The organism is Ectopseudomonas toyotomiensis (assembly GCF_017167985.1).
GTDB lineage: Bacteria > Pseudomonadota > Gammaproteobacteria > Pseudomonadales > Pseudomonadaceae > Aquipseudomonas > Aquipseudomonas toyotomiensis.
Map to the genome: position 1 here is coordinate 67885 of NZ_CP070505.1, position 15470 is coordinate 83354.

Below are 15470 nucleotides of genomic sequence, written 5' to 3' on the forward strand. Positions count from 1 at the left end.
CGCGCGCACCAGTCCAAGATAACAACAAGAGGATCACCCCCATGCGTCTGACCCGTATCGCCTGCGCCGTCGCCTTCGGCCTGGCCTGCCAATCGGCCTTCGCCGCTACCGCCTACGTGTCCAACGAGAAGGATGACAGCATCAGCGTCATCGACCTCGACAGCCTGGAAGTCACCGCCACACTCGACGTCGGCATGCGCCCGCGTGGGCTGCTGCTGTCCTCCGACAACAAGCTCCTGTACATCTGCGCCAGCGACTCGGACCGCGTACAGGTGATGGACCTGGCCACGCGCAAGATCATCAAGGAGCTGCCCTCCGGCGCCGACCCCGAGCAGTTCGCCCTGCACCCCAACGACCGCTGGCTGTACATCTCCAACGAGGACGACGCCCTGGTCACCGTGGTCGACGCCCAGAGCGACGAGGTGCTGGCGCAGATCGAAGTGGGCGTAGAGCCCGAAGGCATGGCCGTGAGCCCGGACGGCAAGTGGGCGGTCAACACCAGCGAAACCACCAACATGCTGCACTGGATCGACACCAGCACCCAGCAACTGGTGGACAACACCCTGGTCGACCAGCGCCCGCGTCACGTCGAGTTCGACAAGGACGGCAAGCGCCTGTGGGCCTCGGCCGAGATCGGCGGCACAGTGACGGTGCTGGACGTGGACTCGCGCCAGGTACTCAAGGTGCTCAACTTCGCCATCAAGGGCGTGCACCCGGACAAGGTGCAGCCGGTGGGAGTCAAACTCACCGACGACGGCAAGTACGCCTTCGTCGCCCTCGGCCCGGCCAACCATGTGGCGGTGGTGGATGCCAAGACCTACGAGATTCTCGACTACCTGCTGGTGGGCCGGCGCGTCTGGCACCTGGCGTTCACCCCGGATCAGAAGCGCCTGCTGACAACCAACGGCGTCAGCGGCGATGTGTCGGTGATCGACGTCGATGCCCTCAAGGTGACCAAGTCGATCAAGGTCGGCCGCTACCCCTGGGGCGTGGTGGTGACGCCATGAATGCACTGGAGGTGAGCGGCGTTGGTTTCGCCTATGGCGCGCGCCAAGCACTCAACGACCTGGCCTTCGAGCTGGCGCCAGGGCGTTTCGGCGCCCTGCTCGGCCCCAACGGCGCCGGTAAGTCCACCCTGATCGCCCTGCTCACCCGCCTGTACGACCTGCAGCAGGGCGACATCCGCATCTTCGGCCACAGCCTGCGCAATGAGCCGCGCCAGGCGCTGCGCCAGCTCGGCGTGGTGTTCCAGCAAAGCACCCTGGATTTCGACCTGTCGGTGCAGCAGAACCTCACCTACCACGCTGCACTGCACGGCATGCCGCGCCGCGAGGCACAGGCGCGCATCGACGAGGAACTGTTGCGCCAGGATCTCGCCGAGCGCCGTCACGACAAGGTGCGCACGCTCAATGGCGGCCACCGCCGCCGCGTGGAAATCGCCCGCGCCCTGCTCCATCAACCGCGCCTGCTGCTGCTCGACGAAGCCAGCGCCGGACTCGACCCGGCCAGCCGCCTGGCGCTGGGCCGGCATGTGCGCAACCTGTGCCGCGAGCAAGGTCTGTGCGTGCTGTGGACGACCCACCTGCTGGACGAGATCGAGTCCAGCGACGATCTGCTGATCCTCCATCGCGGCGAGCGCGTGGCCTGGGGCAAGGCCAGCCAGTTCGGCGGCGACCTGGCCATCAGCTTTGCCCGCCTCACCGGCGACGAGGCGCTGGGCCGTGGGCATGTGCGTGAGGCGCTGCGGCCGAAGCGTGCCGACGACGTTGGCGATGATGAAACGGCCCCGGTGCGCACGGCGCACCCTACGCGAGGTGCTCGCTGATGACCGCCTACTGGGAATGCCTGCGCGGCATCGTCCTGCGCGAATGGCTGCGCTTCGTGCTGCAGCGCTCGCGCTTTCTCAGCGCCCTGGTGCGCCCGCTGCTGTGGCTGCTGGTGTTCGCTGCTGGTTTTCGCGCCGCGCTGGGCATCGCCATCATCGAACCGTACGACACCTACATCACCTACGACACCTATATCGTGCCGGGCCTGGCCTGCATGATCCTGCTGTTCAACGGCATGCAGGGCTCGCTATCGATGGTCTACGACCGCGAGATGGGCAGCATGCGCGTGCTGCTGACCAGCCCGCTGCCGCGCGCCTTCCTGCTGGTGGCCAAGCTGCTGGCCACGGCGCTGATCTCGCTGCTGCAGGTCTATGCCTTCCTCGTCATCGCCTGGGTCTATGGCGTGCAACCGCCGGCCTGGGGCCTGCTCGCCGCACTGCCGGCGCTGCTGCTGGTGGCGCTGCTGCTCAGTGCGCTGGGCTTGCTGCTGTCCAACGGCATACGGCAACTGGAAAACTTCGCCGGGGTGATGAATTTCGTCATATTCCCGATGTTCTTCCTGTCGTCGGCGCTGTACCCACTGTGGAAGATGCGCGAGTCCAGCGAGTGGCTGTACTGGCTCTGCGCGGTCAACCCCTTCACCCATGCCGTTGAGCTGGTGCGCAACGCCTTGTACCTGCGCCTGCATGTCGAGGCGCTGCTGGTCTGCGCCGGCCTGACGGTATTACTGACGCTGCTCGCCGTGATCAGCTTCAACCCGCAGCATGCCGCGCTGCGCAAGGCGGGATAGGTAACGAACAAATGCAGCGAATCGCGACGCCAACCGCGTAGGGCGACCCGTAGCACCGACCGTAGGGCGAACTCAGGAGCGAAGCGAACAGTCCGCCAGGCATGGCATGGCATGGCATGGCATGGCAGCACAACGTTCCAACGAAACTCCATCGGCGTACTGCTTCGCGAGTACGCCCTACGACAGATTCCAGGCACGCCCCACCAGCCACCTCTACTACTTTGGTACTGGTTTTCCTCTCCAACGTAGAATTCCCAAGCCTGCGACCATGGCCTGTAATACCGCTACAAAAATAAGTAGAGACCTTGCCATGAAGTACCGTCTGCCCGTGCAAGCAGGCCTGATGCTCGCCTCGGTGTTACTGGCCTGCCTTGCGCACGCCGAAGAGCTGTTCGACGCCGATGGTTATCGCAGCAGCCAGTACCGCAGCCCAACGCCTTCCAGTCTGGAAGGCGTACAGATCGTCGATACCCCCGCCCTGCAGAAGCTCCTTGCCGAGCGCCCGGACACCCGCCTGATCGACGTGTATCGCCGCCCCTTCGTGCAGGACCGCTTCGTCGAGGACGCCCCCCACGCCAACCTGCCTGGTAGCCTATGGCTGGCCAACGCCGGCGACGGCAACCTGCCCCCGCAATGGCAACGCTACTTCACCCACTACCTGCACCAGCAGAGCCGTGGCGACGTGCGCCAGCCCTTCGTGTTCTACTGCCGCTCCGACTGCTGGCTGAGCTGGAACGCCGCGCGTCGCGCCCATGCCATGGGCTATCGCCAGCTCTACTGGTACCGTGACGGCGTCGATGCCTGGGAACAGGCCGGCCTGCCCCTGGAGCCCGCACAACCCGCCGAACTGCCTGCTGCTTTCCTCACGCCCACTGCCACACCATAATCACGACAACGAGGTGCAAGGCCATGTACAAGATTCTGATTGCCGACGACCATCCGCTGTTTCGTGAAGCCATCCATAACGTCATCGCCGACGGCTTTCCCGGCAGCGAGATCATGGAAACCGCCGACCTGGACAGCGCCCTGGAGCTGACCCAGAGCCACGACGACCTGGACCTGATCCTGCTCGACCTGAACATGCCCGGCATGCACGGCCTGGGCGGGCTGATGAACCTGCGCAACGAGGCGCCGACCATTCCGGTGGTGATCGTTTCCGCCGAGCAGGACAAGCAGATCGTGCTGCAGGCCATCACCTATGGCGCGGTGGGTTTCATCACCAAGTCCTCGCCACGGGCGCAGATGACCGACGCCATCGCGCAGATTCTCGACGGCAACGTCTACCTGCCGCCGGACATCATCCGCTCACAGAAGAGCGGTAGCTCGCGCCAGCACCACGACAACCACAGCATCGCCCCGGAGCTGCTGCAGGCCCTGACGCGCAAGCAACTGCTGGTGCTCGAGCGGATGACCAAGGGCGAGTCGAACAAGCAGATCGCCTACAGCCTGGATATCGCCGAAACCACCGTCAAAGCCCACGTCTCTGCCATCCTGCGCAAGCTCGGCGTGCATAACCGCGTGCAGGCGATCCTCTCGGCTGGCGATATCGACTTCGCCTCCTACCTGCGCCGCTAGCGCCCGATAGGTTGACTGTCATTCCCGCGCAGGCGGGAAGCCAGAACCCAAGAAGCACCTGGGCTCCCGCCTTCGCGGGAGTGACGAGCGAGGTTGTCCTGACTCCCGTCATCAAGCCGTGCTAAAACGGCGGCCTCACCGATTGGAGTCCACCATGCACATCCGCCCCTTCCGGCTAGCTGACGAAGCCGCCGTCGTCGATCTCTGGCAACGCTGCGACCTGACCCGCCCGTGGAACGACCCGCACAAGGACATCCAGCGCAAGCTGCAGGTGCAGCCCGAGCTGTTTCTGGTGGGTGAGATCGACGGCAAGCTGGTGGCCTCGGCCATGGCCGGCTACGAAGGCCATCGCGGCTGGGTCAACTACCTGGCGGTGTGCCCCGAGCAACGCCAGCAGGGCCTGGCCCGTCAGCTGATGGCACATATCGAAGAACAGTTGCTGGCCCTGGGCTGCCCCAAGCTCAGCCTGCAGGTACGCGACACCAACGCCGCGGCATTGGCCTTCTACGAGCGGCTTGGCTACAAGGTCGATGCCTCGGTCAGCCTGGGCAAGCGATTGATCGCGGATGATTGACTGCGCGCCCGCATCATAGCCCGGATGCAATCCGGGGCAGAACGGCATGATCCTTCCCGGATTGCATCCGGGCTACGGGCCAGCTTCGGTGCGCGCAGCGCACCCTACGGGATCGAGGCCGCCTGCGCGGTTGGCGTCATGCGAGTACATCGTAGGGTGCGCCGTGCGCACCGGGTTTCAAGCCCCCGCCCCGCGCTCCATCAGGTGACTCATCGCCGCCTTCAGCTTCATCGGCCGCACCGGTTTGTGCAGCAGGCTGTGGCCCAGTTCGCGCATCTGCTGCTTGAGTTCGTTGCTGTAGTTGGCGGTGATCATCAGCGCCGGTAGCGGCGTGCTACGTCTAGCATTGATCTGCGCCACGGCGTCGACGCCATTGCGCTCGTCATCGAGGTGGTAGTCGGCGATCAACAGGTCGGCTTCGGCGTGGTAGTTGTCCACCTGGCGCGCCAGATCTTCTTCGCTCAGCGCGGTAACCACCCGGCAGCCCCAACCTTCGAGCAATGTACGCATGCCCGCGCAGATCGCCGCATCGTTATCCAGCACCCAGACCCGCGCACCGCTGAGGCGTTCGAGCAACTGATCCGGACTGTCCTGCACAGTGCGCACACGCGGCGCGCGGCGGGTCAGCGGCACCTCGACGGCAAACATCGATCCCCTGCCCTGCTGCGATGCCACGCGAATACGGTGACCGAGCATGCCCGCAATCTTGTCGACGATCGCCAGGCCCAGGCCCAGGCCGCGATCCTGCTTGCGCTGCACGTTATCGCCGCGTTTGAACTCCTGGAAAATCTCCACCAGCTTGTCCTGAGCGATGCCGATGCCGGTGTCCCAGACCTCGATGGACAGGCTGTTGCCGCGCCGCCGGCAGCCCAGCAGGATGCGCCCGCTGGCGGTGTAGCGAATGGCGTTGCTAAGGAAGTTGCGGAGAATCCGCGCCAACAGCTGCACGTCGCTGCGTACCAGCGCCGAGCTGGGCAGGTAGTCCAGACGCAGGCCCTCGCTACGGGCGATCTGGTGGTACTCGGCGGCCAGATTTTCCAGCAGCTCGCTGACGGCGAACGGCGCGATATCCGGCTTGATCACCCCGGCATCGAGCTTGGAGATATCCACCAGTGTACCCAGCAAACTCTCGACGTCTTCCAGCGAGTTGCTGACATTACGTACCAGCGGCGCGCAGCCGGAAAGGTCCTTCTTCTCCAACAAGGCACTGGTGAACAGCCGCGCCGCGTTGAGCGGCTGCAACAGATCATGGCTGACCGCCGCGAGGAACTTGGTCTTGGACAGATTGGCCTGCTCGGCCTCGCCCTTGGCTTCGCGCAGGCGCGCCTCCATCTGCGTGCGCTCGTCGATCTCGCGGCGCAGTTGGTCGTTCACCGTGGTCAACTCGGCAGTGCGCTCACGCACGCGCTGCTCCAGATGCTGATAGGCCTGGTGCAGCGCCTCGGCGGTGCGACGGCGCTCGGTAATATCGCGGATCAGCACGAAGATACCGACCACCTCGCCGCTGGCCTGGCGGTTGGGCACGTAGGAACGCAGCATGTAGCGTTCCTGGCCGTTGTGGTTGGTTTCGGCGAATTCGAAGGTCACGCTCTCACCGGACAGCGCCAGTTCGACGTAGGGCTCCAGGCGCTGGCAATGCTCCTCGCTGTGCACTTCGCGCAGGCTCTGGCCGAGCATGGCGCCGCGCGGCCAGCAGTACCATTCCTCGTAGACCTTGTTGGTGAATTCGTAGACCAGGTCGGCCGACAGATAGGCGATCAGCGCCGGCACGTGGTCGGTGATCAGTCGAATCCAGCGCTCGCTGTCGCTCAGCGCCTGGGCCTGGCGATGACGCTCGGTGATATCGGTGAAGGTGTTGACGAAGCCGCCGGTAGGCAGCGGATGGGTGCGCACTTCCAGCATGCGCCCGTCGAACAGGCGCACCTCTACCTGGCGCAGCGGTTTGCCGGCGGCATCGCGGCTGTCCGGGGTCAGCGGCTCAAGTTCGCTTTCCGCCATCACTTCGGCGAACGGCCGATGGGCATTGATCGGCGCCAGGCCGCAGAGTTCGAGGAAACGGTGATTCCACAACTCCAGCGCGCCCTCGGCATTGACCATGGCCATGCCCTGCGACAGGTTGTCGACCGCGCGCTGCAGCAGCCGCGACTTCTGCGCCAGGGCCTGTTCGCGGCGCAGCGCCTCGCTCTGCTTCACCTCGGTGATGTCGGTGTAGAGGATCACCAGCCCGCCCTCGCGGGTAGGTCGTTCGCTGACCTGCACCCAGCGCCCGTCCTGCAGGCGGAACAGGCTCGGCTCGCCCTCCTTGCCCAACTGCGCCTCCACCACCAGGCCGGTGCTGCGGCTCAGCCGGCGAATCTCCTCCAGCCGCGTGCCCGTGCCGATGCGCGCGCGGCTGCGTGCCCACAGCGCCTTGAAGCGGCTGTTGAACAGGACGATGCGCTGGCGATCATCGAACAGCACGAAGGCGTCTGAGATGCTCTCGATGGCGTCGATCAAATGCTGGTGTGCGGTCTCGGCCCGCAACCGCGCATCGCTGAGCAGCTGGTTGCTGGATTTCAGTTCGGCCATCGCCTGGTTCAGCGCATCGGTGCGTTCGCGCACCTGCTCGGACAGCACCACCGAATGCTGGAAGGCCGCGTAGGCGTCATCGCCACGGGAATGGATCGACTCGACCCGCTCGATCAGCGCGGCGTTGATGCGCTTGAGCTTGGCGTTTTCCTGCTCCAGCGCCGTACGGCGTGCCTGCAGCTCAGCGTTCGCCACGTCCAATAGGTCGGCCAATGGCGACACCGGTGAAGGTCTGGTTGATGTGCATGCCATTGAACTGCTCTCCGTAGGTGTTGAAGCCGATCACCCGCTGCTGACGCAGCAGTGTGGCGACCGACTCGACGCCGCCATCGTTCTCGATCTCCAGGCGGCGCAGGAAGCAGTCGCAGCCGATGGTCAGCAGCAGCGGACCGAGGCGCTGCTCCAGCCCGGCGAACAGCTGCGCAAGGTTCGGCAGCAAGGGGCCAGGGTGCATGGAGGTGAGGACGATGCCGTTCTCCACCGCACAGTAGAAGGTCAAGCTGAGGTCGTCATGCACCTGCTGGATCGAGCGCACGTAGTAGTGATCGCTGATCCGCACCGCCAGCGGATAGGCAGCGAACGCGCGCAGATCCAGGGCCTCGACCGGCACGCCGATCAGCTCGGCATATTCCTGCGCGGCCGGCGCGGCATTGAGTTCGTACACCCGGCGCGTGGCGCTGTCGGCACGGGTCACCACCAGCTTTTCCGCACTGGGCTGTATGTGATGGGTGCTGAACACCTCGAATTCCAGCCAGGTGTTGAACAGCACCACGACCGCCGCACCGCTGTGGAAGCGCCCGCCGTGATAGACGTGAGTGTGGGTCAGGTGGTTGTCGTCGCCGGCCGAGCCGCCGAAGTGCGGGATGCTGCCCAGCGCCGCACTGAGTGCGCCGAGCACCAGTTCTTCGCGGCTGGAAAGTCCGTCGAGCAGGGTCAGGGCGAAGCTGTGGCCCTTGATCGAGGCCAGCTCGTTGCTGCGGCAATCCTTCACCAGGCCATCGACCAGTTGCTGTGCATCGAGCAGATTGAAGCGCTCCATCTCGTCGATCAGCACGCTGGCGATGGAGAAACAGCGCAGGTCGAAGCCCAGCGCCACCACGCAGCCGCGGTCGTAGCCCTGCGGGGTGATCTCGCCGGCGCTGGTACAGCCCACCAGGCTGACGCCGCCGAAATGCGCCTCCAGCGCCTGACCGAGGCCGTCGAGATCGTACTCGGCCGAGCAAAAGAACAGCACGAAGCCGAGATAGGGATGGATCAGCTGGCGTGCCAGTTCCTGGGCGGCCAATTCCACATCCTTCGTGCTGGAGACGGCGCTAAGCACGCCCTCCGACTGTTCCAAGGCCATATCACGCCCCAAATGCACCTGCTGATCATGGGGAAATTCTACGAAGCTGGCGCTGGCCACCCCATGCTACTTGAGTACTGGGTAGTAGATCCGTAGGGCGTACTCGCGAAGCAGTACGCCGGACGCCAAGTGGGACTCAGGGGAACGGTAATCGCTGGTGCGCGCGGCGCACCCTACGGGGCGGCGTAAGTAGCCCAGGAAGCCATAGAACAAAAAAGACCGGGCAGAGGTCGCCCCCTGCCCAGCCTTGTGCAACGGCGCTTACCAGCTGAGTACCGCACCGACGGCGAAGGTGTCGGTGTCCTCGTTCAGACCGCTGCCGGCGGCGGCGTCGATCTGGTACTGGTTGTACTCGGCGACCAGCTTGAGGTTGTCGTTGATGGTGCGGAAATAGGCGATGCCGCGGGTCTCGTAGTCCGCCGCCACGCCCAGGCCGTTGCCGTCGTCCTCGGTCTTGCCGTAGGACAGCGCCACGCGGTTCTTGCCCCAGGTGTAGGAGCCCTGCAGCAGATAACCGTCGCTATCGATGTCACGCAGGGTCGGCTCGCCCAGGTTGTTGGTGAAGAACGGGTTGATGCCTTTGGCCTGGAAACCCGAACCGGTCAGCGACAGGCCGCCGAACTTGGCCTGCACGCCATAGCCAAGGCCCTTGGAGGTGACCTTGTCGACGGTGTCGTCGGTGTTTTCGGAGGTCTGGTAGGCGCCGTTGACCCAGGTGTAGATGGTCGAACCGCCCACATCGAACTGGTAGCTGACTTCCGATTCGAAGCGCGGGTTTTCCTGGTAGGCCTTGCCGGTGGCGCTGTCGTCGTTGGTGTCGACCGGGTCCATGATGCCCACTGCGACGCGCAGGCCTTCGGCCAGGTTGTTGTTGCGGTAGGTGATCTGCGAAGTCGGGAACGGGTAAGGGTAGCCGGTGCCGATGTTGCCGAAGGACACGCCGTTGCCGTCCACCAGGCCGAGAGTGTCGGAGACGTTGCCGTAACCGGCCAGCAGCTCGTCGAGGAAGATGTTCGAGCGCGAGAACAGACCGAAGTCCTTGCCCACCAGCACCTCTCCCCACTCCGGGCTGGAAACGGTGCCATAGAACTGACGAACGTCGATAGCGGTGTCGGTGCCATTGGTTTCGCTGTCGTTGATGGTGACCCAGAAGGACGAGCGGCCGGTCAGTTTCAGATCATCGATCTGCTTGCCGAAGTTGAAGCCGATCCAGTTGGGCAGAAAGCCCATCTTCACCCGCGACTGGCGACGGTCGAACTGCTCGCCATCACGGTCCACGTCGCTGTTGACGTAGAAGGCGTTGATGTAGCCGTCGGTGGAGAAAGTGGTGTCGTCCTTGTCGTACAGGACGATCTCGGCGGCGGCCTGCTGCGCGGTCGCCAGGGCAACGGCCGTAGCCAGAGTCAGGGGCAGAAATCGAGTGATGGCGATCTTGTTGTTGTGCATAACGCTCTCCGCTTGAGTGGCGACCGCCAGGGCAGTCGTGTCGGAGGCGATTATCGAAAGCGGGTCCGGCGGGCCATACGCTGCCTTGGCAGCGATTCGCTGCTGCTTTGGCCGGGCGCTACCGTCGCGCTTCCGCCGGATCGCGACCGACCTGCTACCGGTAGCGGGAGAAAGGTATTAGTACCGGGCCAGCCCTAGGGTGTAGAAATGCGCCGGCAACTAAGCGGCAGGCGTCGCACACCGCAACGAACGGCGGCGGCGCGGCTGCACAAGGCTTCGCCCCGGGTCGGGGCTTCTACAGAAAAAGGGCGTTGGAAATTCGAGCGCAGTCGCGCGCAAAGAGCACTGAAGAGAAAACAGCCTAGACCGTCGACGGCGCTCCGCTGGCCAGCACGCGCCAGTCGCAGGCACTTAGCAGTTGCTCATGTGCCTGGAGCAGATCGTTTGCGGTCAGGCCCACCAGCGCTTGCTGCACCCGTTGCAGGTGCGCCTCGGGCAAGCCTGCCAGATGCAGCTGCCATAGCTGCTCGGCACGCGGCAGATTGGCCATGGCCCGGCTCAGCGCTGGCAGCAAGGCATCGCGATACCGCGACACGGCCGTATCGTCCAGTACTGCGAGCAACTGACGCTGCTCGCCCAGAAAGGCGCGGATATGCTCGAAGATGCCAGCCGCCTCGCAGATTGGTGACTGCAGGGCAAACAGCAACCCCCGGCAACCCTCGATTTGGCGGAAACCGGCGAACAAGGCATAGCCCAATTGCAGCTCACCACGCAGGCGCTGATAGAAGCGCCCCTGCAACACCTGGCCAAGCAGGCGCCAGGCAGCCTCGGTGCAGGCATCGTCGGCAGGCAAGGGGCAGAACAGCAGCAACGCGGCGTCCTTACCCGGCTGCGCGACCTGGTGCCAGTCGACCCCGGTCTCGATGCGGGGCACTGGCGGCAGATCCGCAAGCGCCTCGACAGCCGCGCACAGCTCGGCCAACTGTGCCTGTTCGCTCGCCCCGAGCCCGACGCTCAGGCCTTCCAGCCGTGAGGCCTTGGGCCGTTCGCAGAGCTGCGGCAAACGCTGCAGCAGCGCCCGCAACAACATGCCCTGGGAAGCGGGCTCCGCCGGTTGATCGAGCTCGGCCAGCAGCAGCGGCACCAGCAAGGCACTGAAGGCCGGCAACAGCGCTGCCGGCCCGCGCAGTGAAAGGCTCCAGCCAGCGGCTTGCACGCTCAGTTGGCTGACGATGCCAAGCCGCTCACCGCGCCAGCGCAGATCGGCGCTACGCAGCAGCAATCCTGCTTCGATGGCCGCCGTGTCGCCCGCGCCTGAACAAGGGCCACGCCAGTAAAGCGCGGCCGGCCCACCCTCGGTCTGCCCCGGATGATGTCGCAACGCGGCCAATGGCAAAACGGCCGATACCACGGCAGCGCCGGCCAGCAGCGGATCATTGCCAGGCAGCCGCCACTGGTGGCTCGGAATTGGAGTTGGCAATGACATCGGCAGGGTCTGCAATGGCAAATCCAATCCGATCGCCGGCCACAGGGGTCGCACCTGTTCGCCGCACCGCAATTCGATCAGCCCGTCACCGCGAGCCACGCAAACCAGCAAGGCGTTCAGATCGCGTAAGGTATGGCTCTCGTCCTGAACAGGCGACTGCAGCTCCCTGGCCATCGCCAACGGGCTGAGCCCAAGCAACCTGAGCGCTGCTGCCTGCTGTTGGTGCTGCAGCCGCAATGACCAATCTGCATGGCCCTGCAGCTGCGCGGCCCAACTCTGTACGACCGCGCGCACTGCGGCGCCCTGCTCCGCGGTGGCGCCAGGAAAGTCCAGGCGCAATAGGCATTGTCCCCCGTGCTGATACAGCACCCGCGCCTGCAACTGCCGGCACAATTGCAGTGCGCGCAGGCCGTCGAGCAAGCCGCCGGGCGCAGGGTCCTGCAAGGCATCCAGTAACAGACCCAACGATGCGCTCAGCTCATGGGTGTCGAGCTGTACGGCAAGGCCCAAGTGCACTCCAGGGCGACTGTGCTGCAGATGCAGGCACGGCGCTCGCAGCGGTAGCAGGTCGGCCGGCGGCGCGGAACAGACGGCACCCTCGCCTGCTGGTAACGTTCCAAGCAGCGCCTCGGCGATATCCAGCAACTGCTCGGCCGGTTGTGGCCCGACCAGGGTCAGGCGAATATGTCCGGCGTGGTAGTGGCACTGGTGATAATCACGCAGCGCCTGCTGAAATTCCGCAGACTCCACCGCCAGCGTGCTTCGATCCCCTGCCAGGAATGCGCCGCAGCGGTGCCCGGCGGCGAGCGCCTGGCCCAGGGCATGATCGATGCGACTGTCGGCATCCTGGCTGCGCGCCTGATATTCGGCGTGCAGCACCTCGCGCTCGCGCAGCTGCGCGTCGATCTCCAGCAACGGCTGGCAGAGCATGTCCAGCAGACGCGTCAGTGCCGGTTGCAACAGCCCGGCCGGCAGCTCACAGACGAAATCGGTATGCCGCGCCTGGGTCGAGGCATTGACCAGCCCACCATGGCGCTGGACGAAGGCCATCAAACCCTCGTCGCTCGGATAATCGCGGCTACCGAGAAACAACAGATGCTCGAGAAAGTGCGCCAGGCCCGGATAGGCCGGCGGCTCGTCATGACTGCCCGCAGCAACTCGCAGGCACACCCCTACCTGCTGCGCCCAAGGCTGCTGCTGCGCGCGCAGCTCGGCGCCGTTGGCCAGGCGCCGGGTAATGGGAGCTTGATCAGTCATCGAGGGTTCTCTGGACAGCTTGTCACCAAGCTTGCCCATTGCACCACGGTCCGGCAATGCTGCTTTGGACCGATGCAAGCCGACATGTTGGTGTAGAGCCCTCCTATGGCCGGCAACAAAAGCCCGTGCCACACGGCCTTGCTGTTAGAATACGCAGCCATTTTTCAGCTCGTCACAGCGCCCCATGTCCCAGGATTCCAACCGCCCCGCTCTGTCCCGCCGCTTCTCCGTTGCCCCGATGATGGATTGGACGGATCGTCATTGCCGGTACTTTCTCCGTCAGCTGTCGCGCCATGCCCTGCTCTACACGGAGATGGTCACCACCGGCGCGCTGATTCATGGCGACCGCGAGCGTTTCCTGCGTTACAGCGAGTGTGAACACCCGATTGCCCTGCAACTGGGTGGCAGCAACCCGCAGGACCTGGCGACCTGCGCAAAGATGGCCGAAGCACAGGGTTATGACGAAGTGAACCTGAACGTCGGCTGCCCAAGCGACCGAGTGCAGAACAACATGATCGGCGCCTGCCTGATGGGCCATCCAGCGCTGGTGGCCGACTGCGTGAAAGCCATGCAAGACGCCGCAAGCATCCCGGTGACAGTCAAGCACCGCATCGGTATCAACGGCCGTGATAGCTACGCAGAGCTGTGCGATTTCGTCGGTCAGGTGCGCGATGCCGGCTGCCGCAGCTTCACCGTACACGCGCGTATCGCCATCCTCGAAGGCTTGTCGCCGAAGGAAAACCGTGAGATTCCACCGCTGCGTTACGACATTGCCGCCCAGCTCAAGCAGGATTTTCCAGATCTGGAGATCATCCTCAACGGCGGCATCAAGACGCTGGAGGAATGCGAGCAGCATCTGCAAACCTTCGACGGCGTGATGCTCGGCCGAGAGGCCTATCACAACCCCTATCTGCTGGCGCAGGTGGACAGCCGCCTGTTTGGCGCCGAAGACCCGGGCATTTCCCGCATGGACGCCCTGCTCGCACTCAAGCCCTACGTCGAGCAGCACCTGCGCGAGGGCGGCACACTGCATCACGTCAGCCGTCACGTGCTCGGCCTGGCTCAGGGCTTCCCAGGTGCGCGGCGCTTCCGCCAGTTGCTGTCGGTGGATATTCACAAGGTGCAAGACCCGCTGGCGCTGCTCGACCAGGCAGCAGAGCTGCTACGCGGGCATTAATCCGGCGCGCTGAGGCGGTAGCGGCTACGCCCCGTCGTCTGCACCAGACCGTTTTCCTCCATGCGGCGCAGCACCTGGCGTACGCTGACCAGCGATAGCGGTTCGCCGGCGTCGCTCAGTTGCCGATGCAGCTCGCGCGCGGAGATACCCGCTTCGTCATTGGCGCTGCACAGCGCCTCCACCACCTTGAGCCTGGGCATGCTGAAGCGCAGCCCGGCGGCCTGCAGCCACTCACGGCACTGACGCGTATCCAGGCCTGCGGAAACTGAACGAGAAAGCAGGGTTTGGGTCGACATGTTCGGGCTCCTTGGCAGCTCGTCTAAAGTCGGACTCCACCGACTTCGGTACGTTCTCACGTACCGTCATTACTAAAGACGTACGAGCCAGCGAAAAGCGCAGCCCGAAAAGGTAAATTTTGTCAGTGACCCGACCGTTGAGCGCTTGCGGCGCCTCGGGTAAGGTCATGCCATCTGCAACGACAAGGCCTCGTCATGACCTCCAAGCTGGAACAACTCAAGCAGTTCACTACCGTAGTCGCCGACACCGGTGACCTCGACGCCATCGCCCGCCTGCAACCGGTGGATGCCACCACCAACCCCTCGCTGCTGCTCAAGGCGGCGGCCCTGCCCCGCTATGCCGATCTGTTGAACCAGGCAGTGAGTGCCGGCAAGGGAGACCTGGGGCTGGCCTGCGATCACTTCGCGGTGGCCGTCGGCCAGGAGATCCTCAAGGTCATTCCGGGGCGCATTTCCACCGAAGTCGATGCGCGCCTGTCGTTCGACACCGACGCGACCCTGCGCCGCGCCGAGCGCCTGATCGGCCTTTACGAAAAAGCGGGGATTGGCCGCGATCGCGTACTGATCAAGATTGCTTCGACCTGGGAAGGCATCCGCGCCGCCGAGCAGCTGGAAAAAGTCGGCGTGCAGACCAACCTGACCCTGCTGTTCGCCTTCGCCCAGGCGCAGGCCTGTGCCGATGCCGGCATATTCCTCATCTCGCCGTTCGTGGGGCGCATCTACGATTGGTACAAGAAGGCCGAGGGCCGTGATTTCGTAGGCAACGATGATCCTGGCGTGCAGTCGGTCAAACGCATCTACAACTACTACAAGGCAAACGGCTACGACACCGTGGTAATGGGAGCAAGCTTCCGCAACCTCGGTCAGATCGAAGCGTTGGCCGGTTGCGACCGCCTGACCATCAGCCCCGACCTGCTGCAGAAACTGGCTGAGGACGATGGCCAGCTCAGTCGCCAGCTCGCCCCTGGTGCTACCGGCGAACCTCGCCAGAGCCTTTATGAAGGCGGCTTCCGCTGGGCGCTGAACGAAGACGCCATGGCCACCGAGAAGCTGGCCGAAGGCATCCGCCTGTTCGCACGCGACCAGGAGAAACTCGAAGCCCTGCTGGCCGCCAAGGCCTGAATGAAAAG

13 protein-coding genes are annotated in these 15470 nt (G+C 64.5%); 8 read left to right on the forward strand and 5 right to left on the reverse strand.

All coding sequences use genetic code 11. The features are described 5' to 3' along the window. Positions 1-41 precede the first annotated feature (41 nt). The 6 genes from JWV26_RS00285 to JWV26_RS00310 all read left to right on the forward strand — a co-directional run bounded on the left by JWV26_RS00285 (position 42) and on the right by JWV26_RS00310 (position 4765). Positions 42-1007: a YVTN family beta-propeller repeat protein gene (locus JWV26_RS00285; RefSeq protein ID WP_206418085.1), complete on the forward strand. Its 966-nt coding sequence runs from the start codon at positions 42-44 to the stop codon at positions 1005-1007. After that, positions 1004-1825: an ABC transporter ATP-binding protein gene (locus JWV26_RS00290; protein WP_206418087.1), complete on the forward strand. Its 822-nt coding sequence runs from the start codon at positions 1004-1006 to the stop codon at positions 1823-1825. Before JWV26_RS00285 ends, JWV26_RS00290 begins: the two co-directional genes overlap by 4 nt. Further along, the gene (locus tag JWV26_RS00295; RefSeq protein WP_206418088.1) at positions 1825-2616 is read left to right on the forward strand and encodes an ABC transporter permease; all 792 of its coding nucleotides are present in this window, start codon (positions 1825-1827) and stop codon (positions 2614-2616) included. The genes JWV26_RS00290 and JWV26_RS00295 overlap by 1 nt, the downstream gene beginning before the upstream one ends. Before the next feature lie 310 nt (positions 2617-2926). Beyond that, positions 2927-3502 carry a PQQ-dependent catabolism-associated CXXCW motif protein gene (locus JWV26_RS00300; RefSeq protein WP_206418090.1) on the forward strand — a complete coding sequence of 192 codons (576 nt, stop codon included), beginning with the start codon at positions 2927-2929 and terminating at the stop codon, positions 3500-3502. 23 nt (positions 3503-3525) lie between these two features. After that, entirely contained in the window at positions 3526-4191 is a 666-nt protein-coding gene (locus JWV26_RS00305; protein ID WP_017363255.1) for a response regulator transcription factor, read from the forward strand. A gap of 154 nt (positions 4192-4345) precedes the next feature. Beyond that, complete coding sequence (locus JWV26_RS00310) at positions 4346-4765, forward strand: GNAT family acetyltransferase (RefSeq protein WP_072425577.1); 420 nt, start codon at positions 4346-4348, stop codon at positions 4763-4765. Positions 4766-4942: 177 nt separating this feature from the next. On the opposite strand, the gene nahK is transcribed toward JWV26_RS00310, so the two are convergent. From nahK to pqqF, 4 genes are all read right to left on the reverse strand, one after another. Beyond that, positions 4943-7585 carry a hybrid sensor histidine kinase/response regulator NahK/ErcS' gene (nahK, locus tag JWV26_RS00315; RefSeq protein WP_206418092.1) on the reverse strand — a complete coding sequence of 881 codons (2643 nt, stop codon included), beginning with the start codon at positions 7583-7585 and terminating at the stop codon, positions 4943-4945. Continuing rightward, positions 7515-8678 (reverse strand): nitric oxide-sensing protein NosP, encoded by a 1164-nt coding sequence (nosP, locus tag JWV26_RS00320; RefSeq protein ID WP_206418103.1) that lies wholly within the window; start codon positions 8676-8678, stop codon positions 7515-7517. Before nosP ends, nahK begins: the two co-directional genes overlap by 71 nt. Positions 8679-8939: 261 nt before the next feature. Continuing rightward, complete coding sequence (locus JWV26_RS00325) at positions 8940-10124, reverse strand: porin (protein WP_074915821.1); 1185 nt, start codon at positions 10122-10124, stop codon at positions 8940-8942. A gap of 361 nt (positions 10125-10485) precedes the next feature. Continuing rightward, positions 10486-12867 (reverse strand): pyrroloquinoline quinone biosynthesis protein PqqF, encoded by a 2382-nt coding sequence (pqqF, locus tag JWV26_RS00330; RefSeq protein WP_196460750.1) that lies wholly within the window; start codon positions 12865-12867, stop codon positions 10486-10488. Between the two features lie 184 nt (positions 12868-13051). On the opposite strand from pqqF, the gene dusA reads away from it, so the two are divergent. Continuing rightward, positions 13052-14044: a tRNA dihydrouridine(20/20a) synthase DusA gene (gene dusA, locus JWV26_RS00335; RefSeq protein WP_196460752.1), complete on the forward strand. Its 993-nt coding sequence runs from the start codon at positions 13052-13054 to the stop codon at positions 14042-14044. Here the strand turns inward: dusA and JWV26_RS00340 are convergent. After that, positions 14041-14340: a transcriptional repressor gene (locus tag JWV26_RS00340; protein WP_072425583.1), complete on the reverse strand. Its 300-nt coding sequence runs from the start codon at positions 14338-14340 to the stop codon at positions 14041-14043. The genes dusA and JWV26_RS00340 overlap by 4 nt on opposite strands. Before the next feature lie 195 nt (positions 14341-14535). Here JWV26_RS00340 and tal point away from each other — a divergent pair, with 195 nt between their 5' ends. Continuing rightward, the gene (gene tal / locus JWV26_RS00345) at positions 14536-15462 is read left to right on the forward strand and encodes a transaldolase (protein WP_206418105.1); all 927 of its coding nucleotides are present in this window, start codon (positions 14536-14538) and stop codon (positions 15460-15462) included. The last annotated feature ends 8 nt before the right edge of the window (positions 15463-15470 follow it).

Coding starts and splice junctions, on each gene's coding strand:
- JWV26_RS00285 (WP_206418085.1), top strand. CDS start 42: ATGCGTCTGACCCGTATCGCCTGCGCCGTCGCCTTCGGCCTGGCCTGC.
- JWV26_RS00290 (WP_206418087.1), top strand. CDS start 1,004: ATGAATGCACTGGAGGTGAGCGGCGTTGGTTTCGCCTATGGCGCGCGC.
- JWV26_RS00295 (WP_206418088.1), top strand. CDS start 1,825: ATGACCGCCTACTGGGAATGCCTGCGCGGCATCGTCCTGCGCGAATGG.
- JWV26_RS00300 (WP_206418090.1), top strand. CDS start 2,927: ATGAAGTACCGTCTGCCCGTGCAAGCAGGCCTGATGCTCGCCTCGGTG.
- JWV26_RS00305 (WP_017363255.1), top strand. CDS start 3,526: ATGTACAAGATTCTGATTGCCGACGACCATCCGCTGTTTCGTGAAGCC.
- JWV26_RS00310 (WP_072425577.1), top strand. CDS start 4,346: ATGCACATCCGCCCCTTCCGGCTAGCTGACGAAGCCGCCGTCGTCGAT.
- nahK (WP_206418092.1), bottom strand. CDS start 7,585: ATGGCATGCACATCAACCAGACCTTCACCGGTGTCGCCATTGGCCGAC.
- nosP (WP_206418103.1), bottom strand. CDS start 8,678: ATGGCCTTGGAACAGTCGGAGGGCGTGCTTAGCGCCGTCTCCAGCACG.
- JWV26_RS00325 (WP_074915821.1), bottom strand. CDS start 10,124: ATGCACAACAACAAGATCGCCATCACTCGATTTCTGCCCCTGACTCTG.
- pqqF (WP_196460750.1), bottom strand. CDS start 12,867: ATGACTGATCAAGCTCCCATTACCCGGCGCCTGGCCAACGGCGCCGAG.
- dusA (WP_196460752.1), top strand. CDS start 13,052: ATGTCCCAGGATTCCAACCGCCCCGCTCTGTCCCGCCGCTTCTCCGTT.
- JWV26_RS00340 (WP_072425583.1), bottom strand. CDS start 14,340: ATGTCGACCCAAACCCTGCTTTCTCGTTCAGTTTCCGCAGGCCTGGAT.
- tal (WP_206418105.1), top strand. CDS start 14,536: ATGACCTCCAAGCTGGAACAACTCAAGCAGTTCACTACCGTAGTCGCC.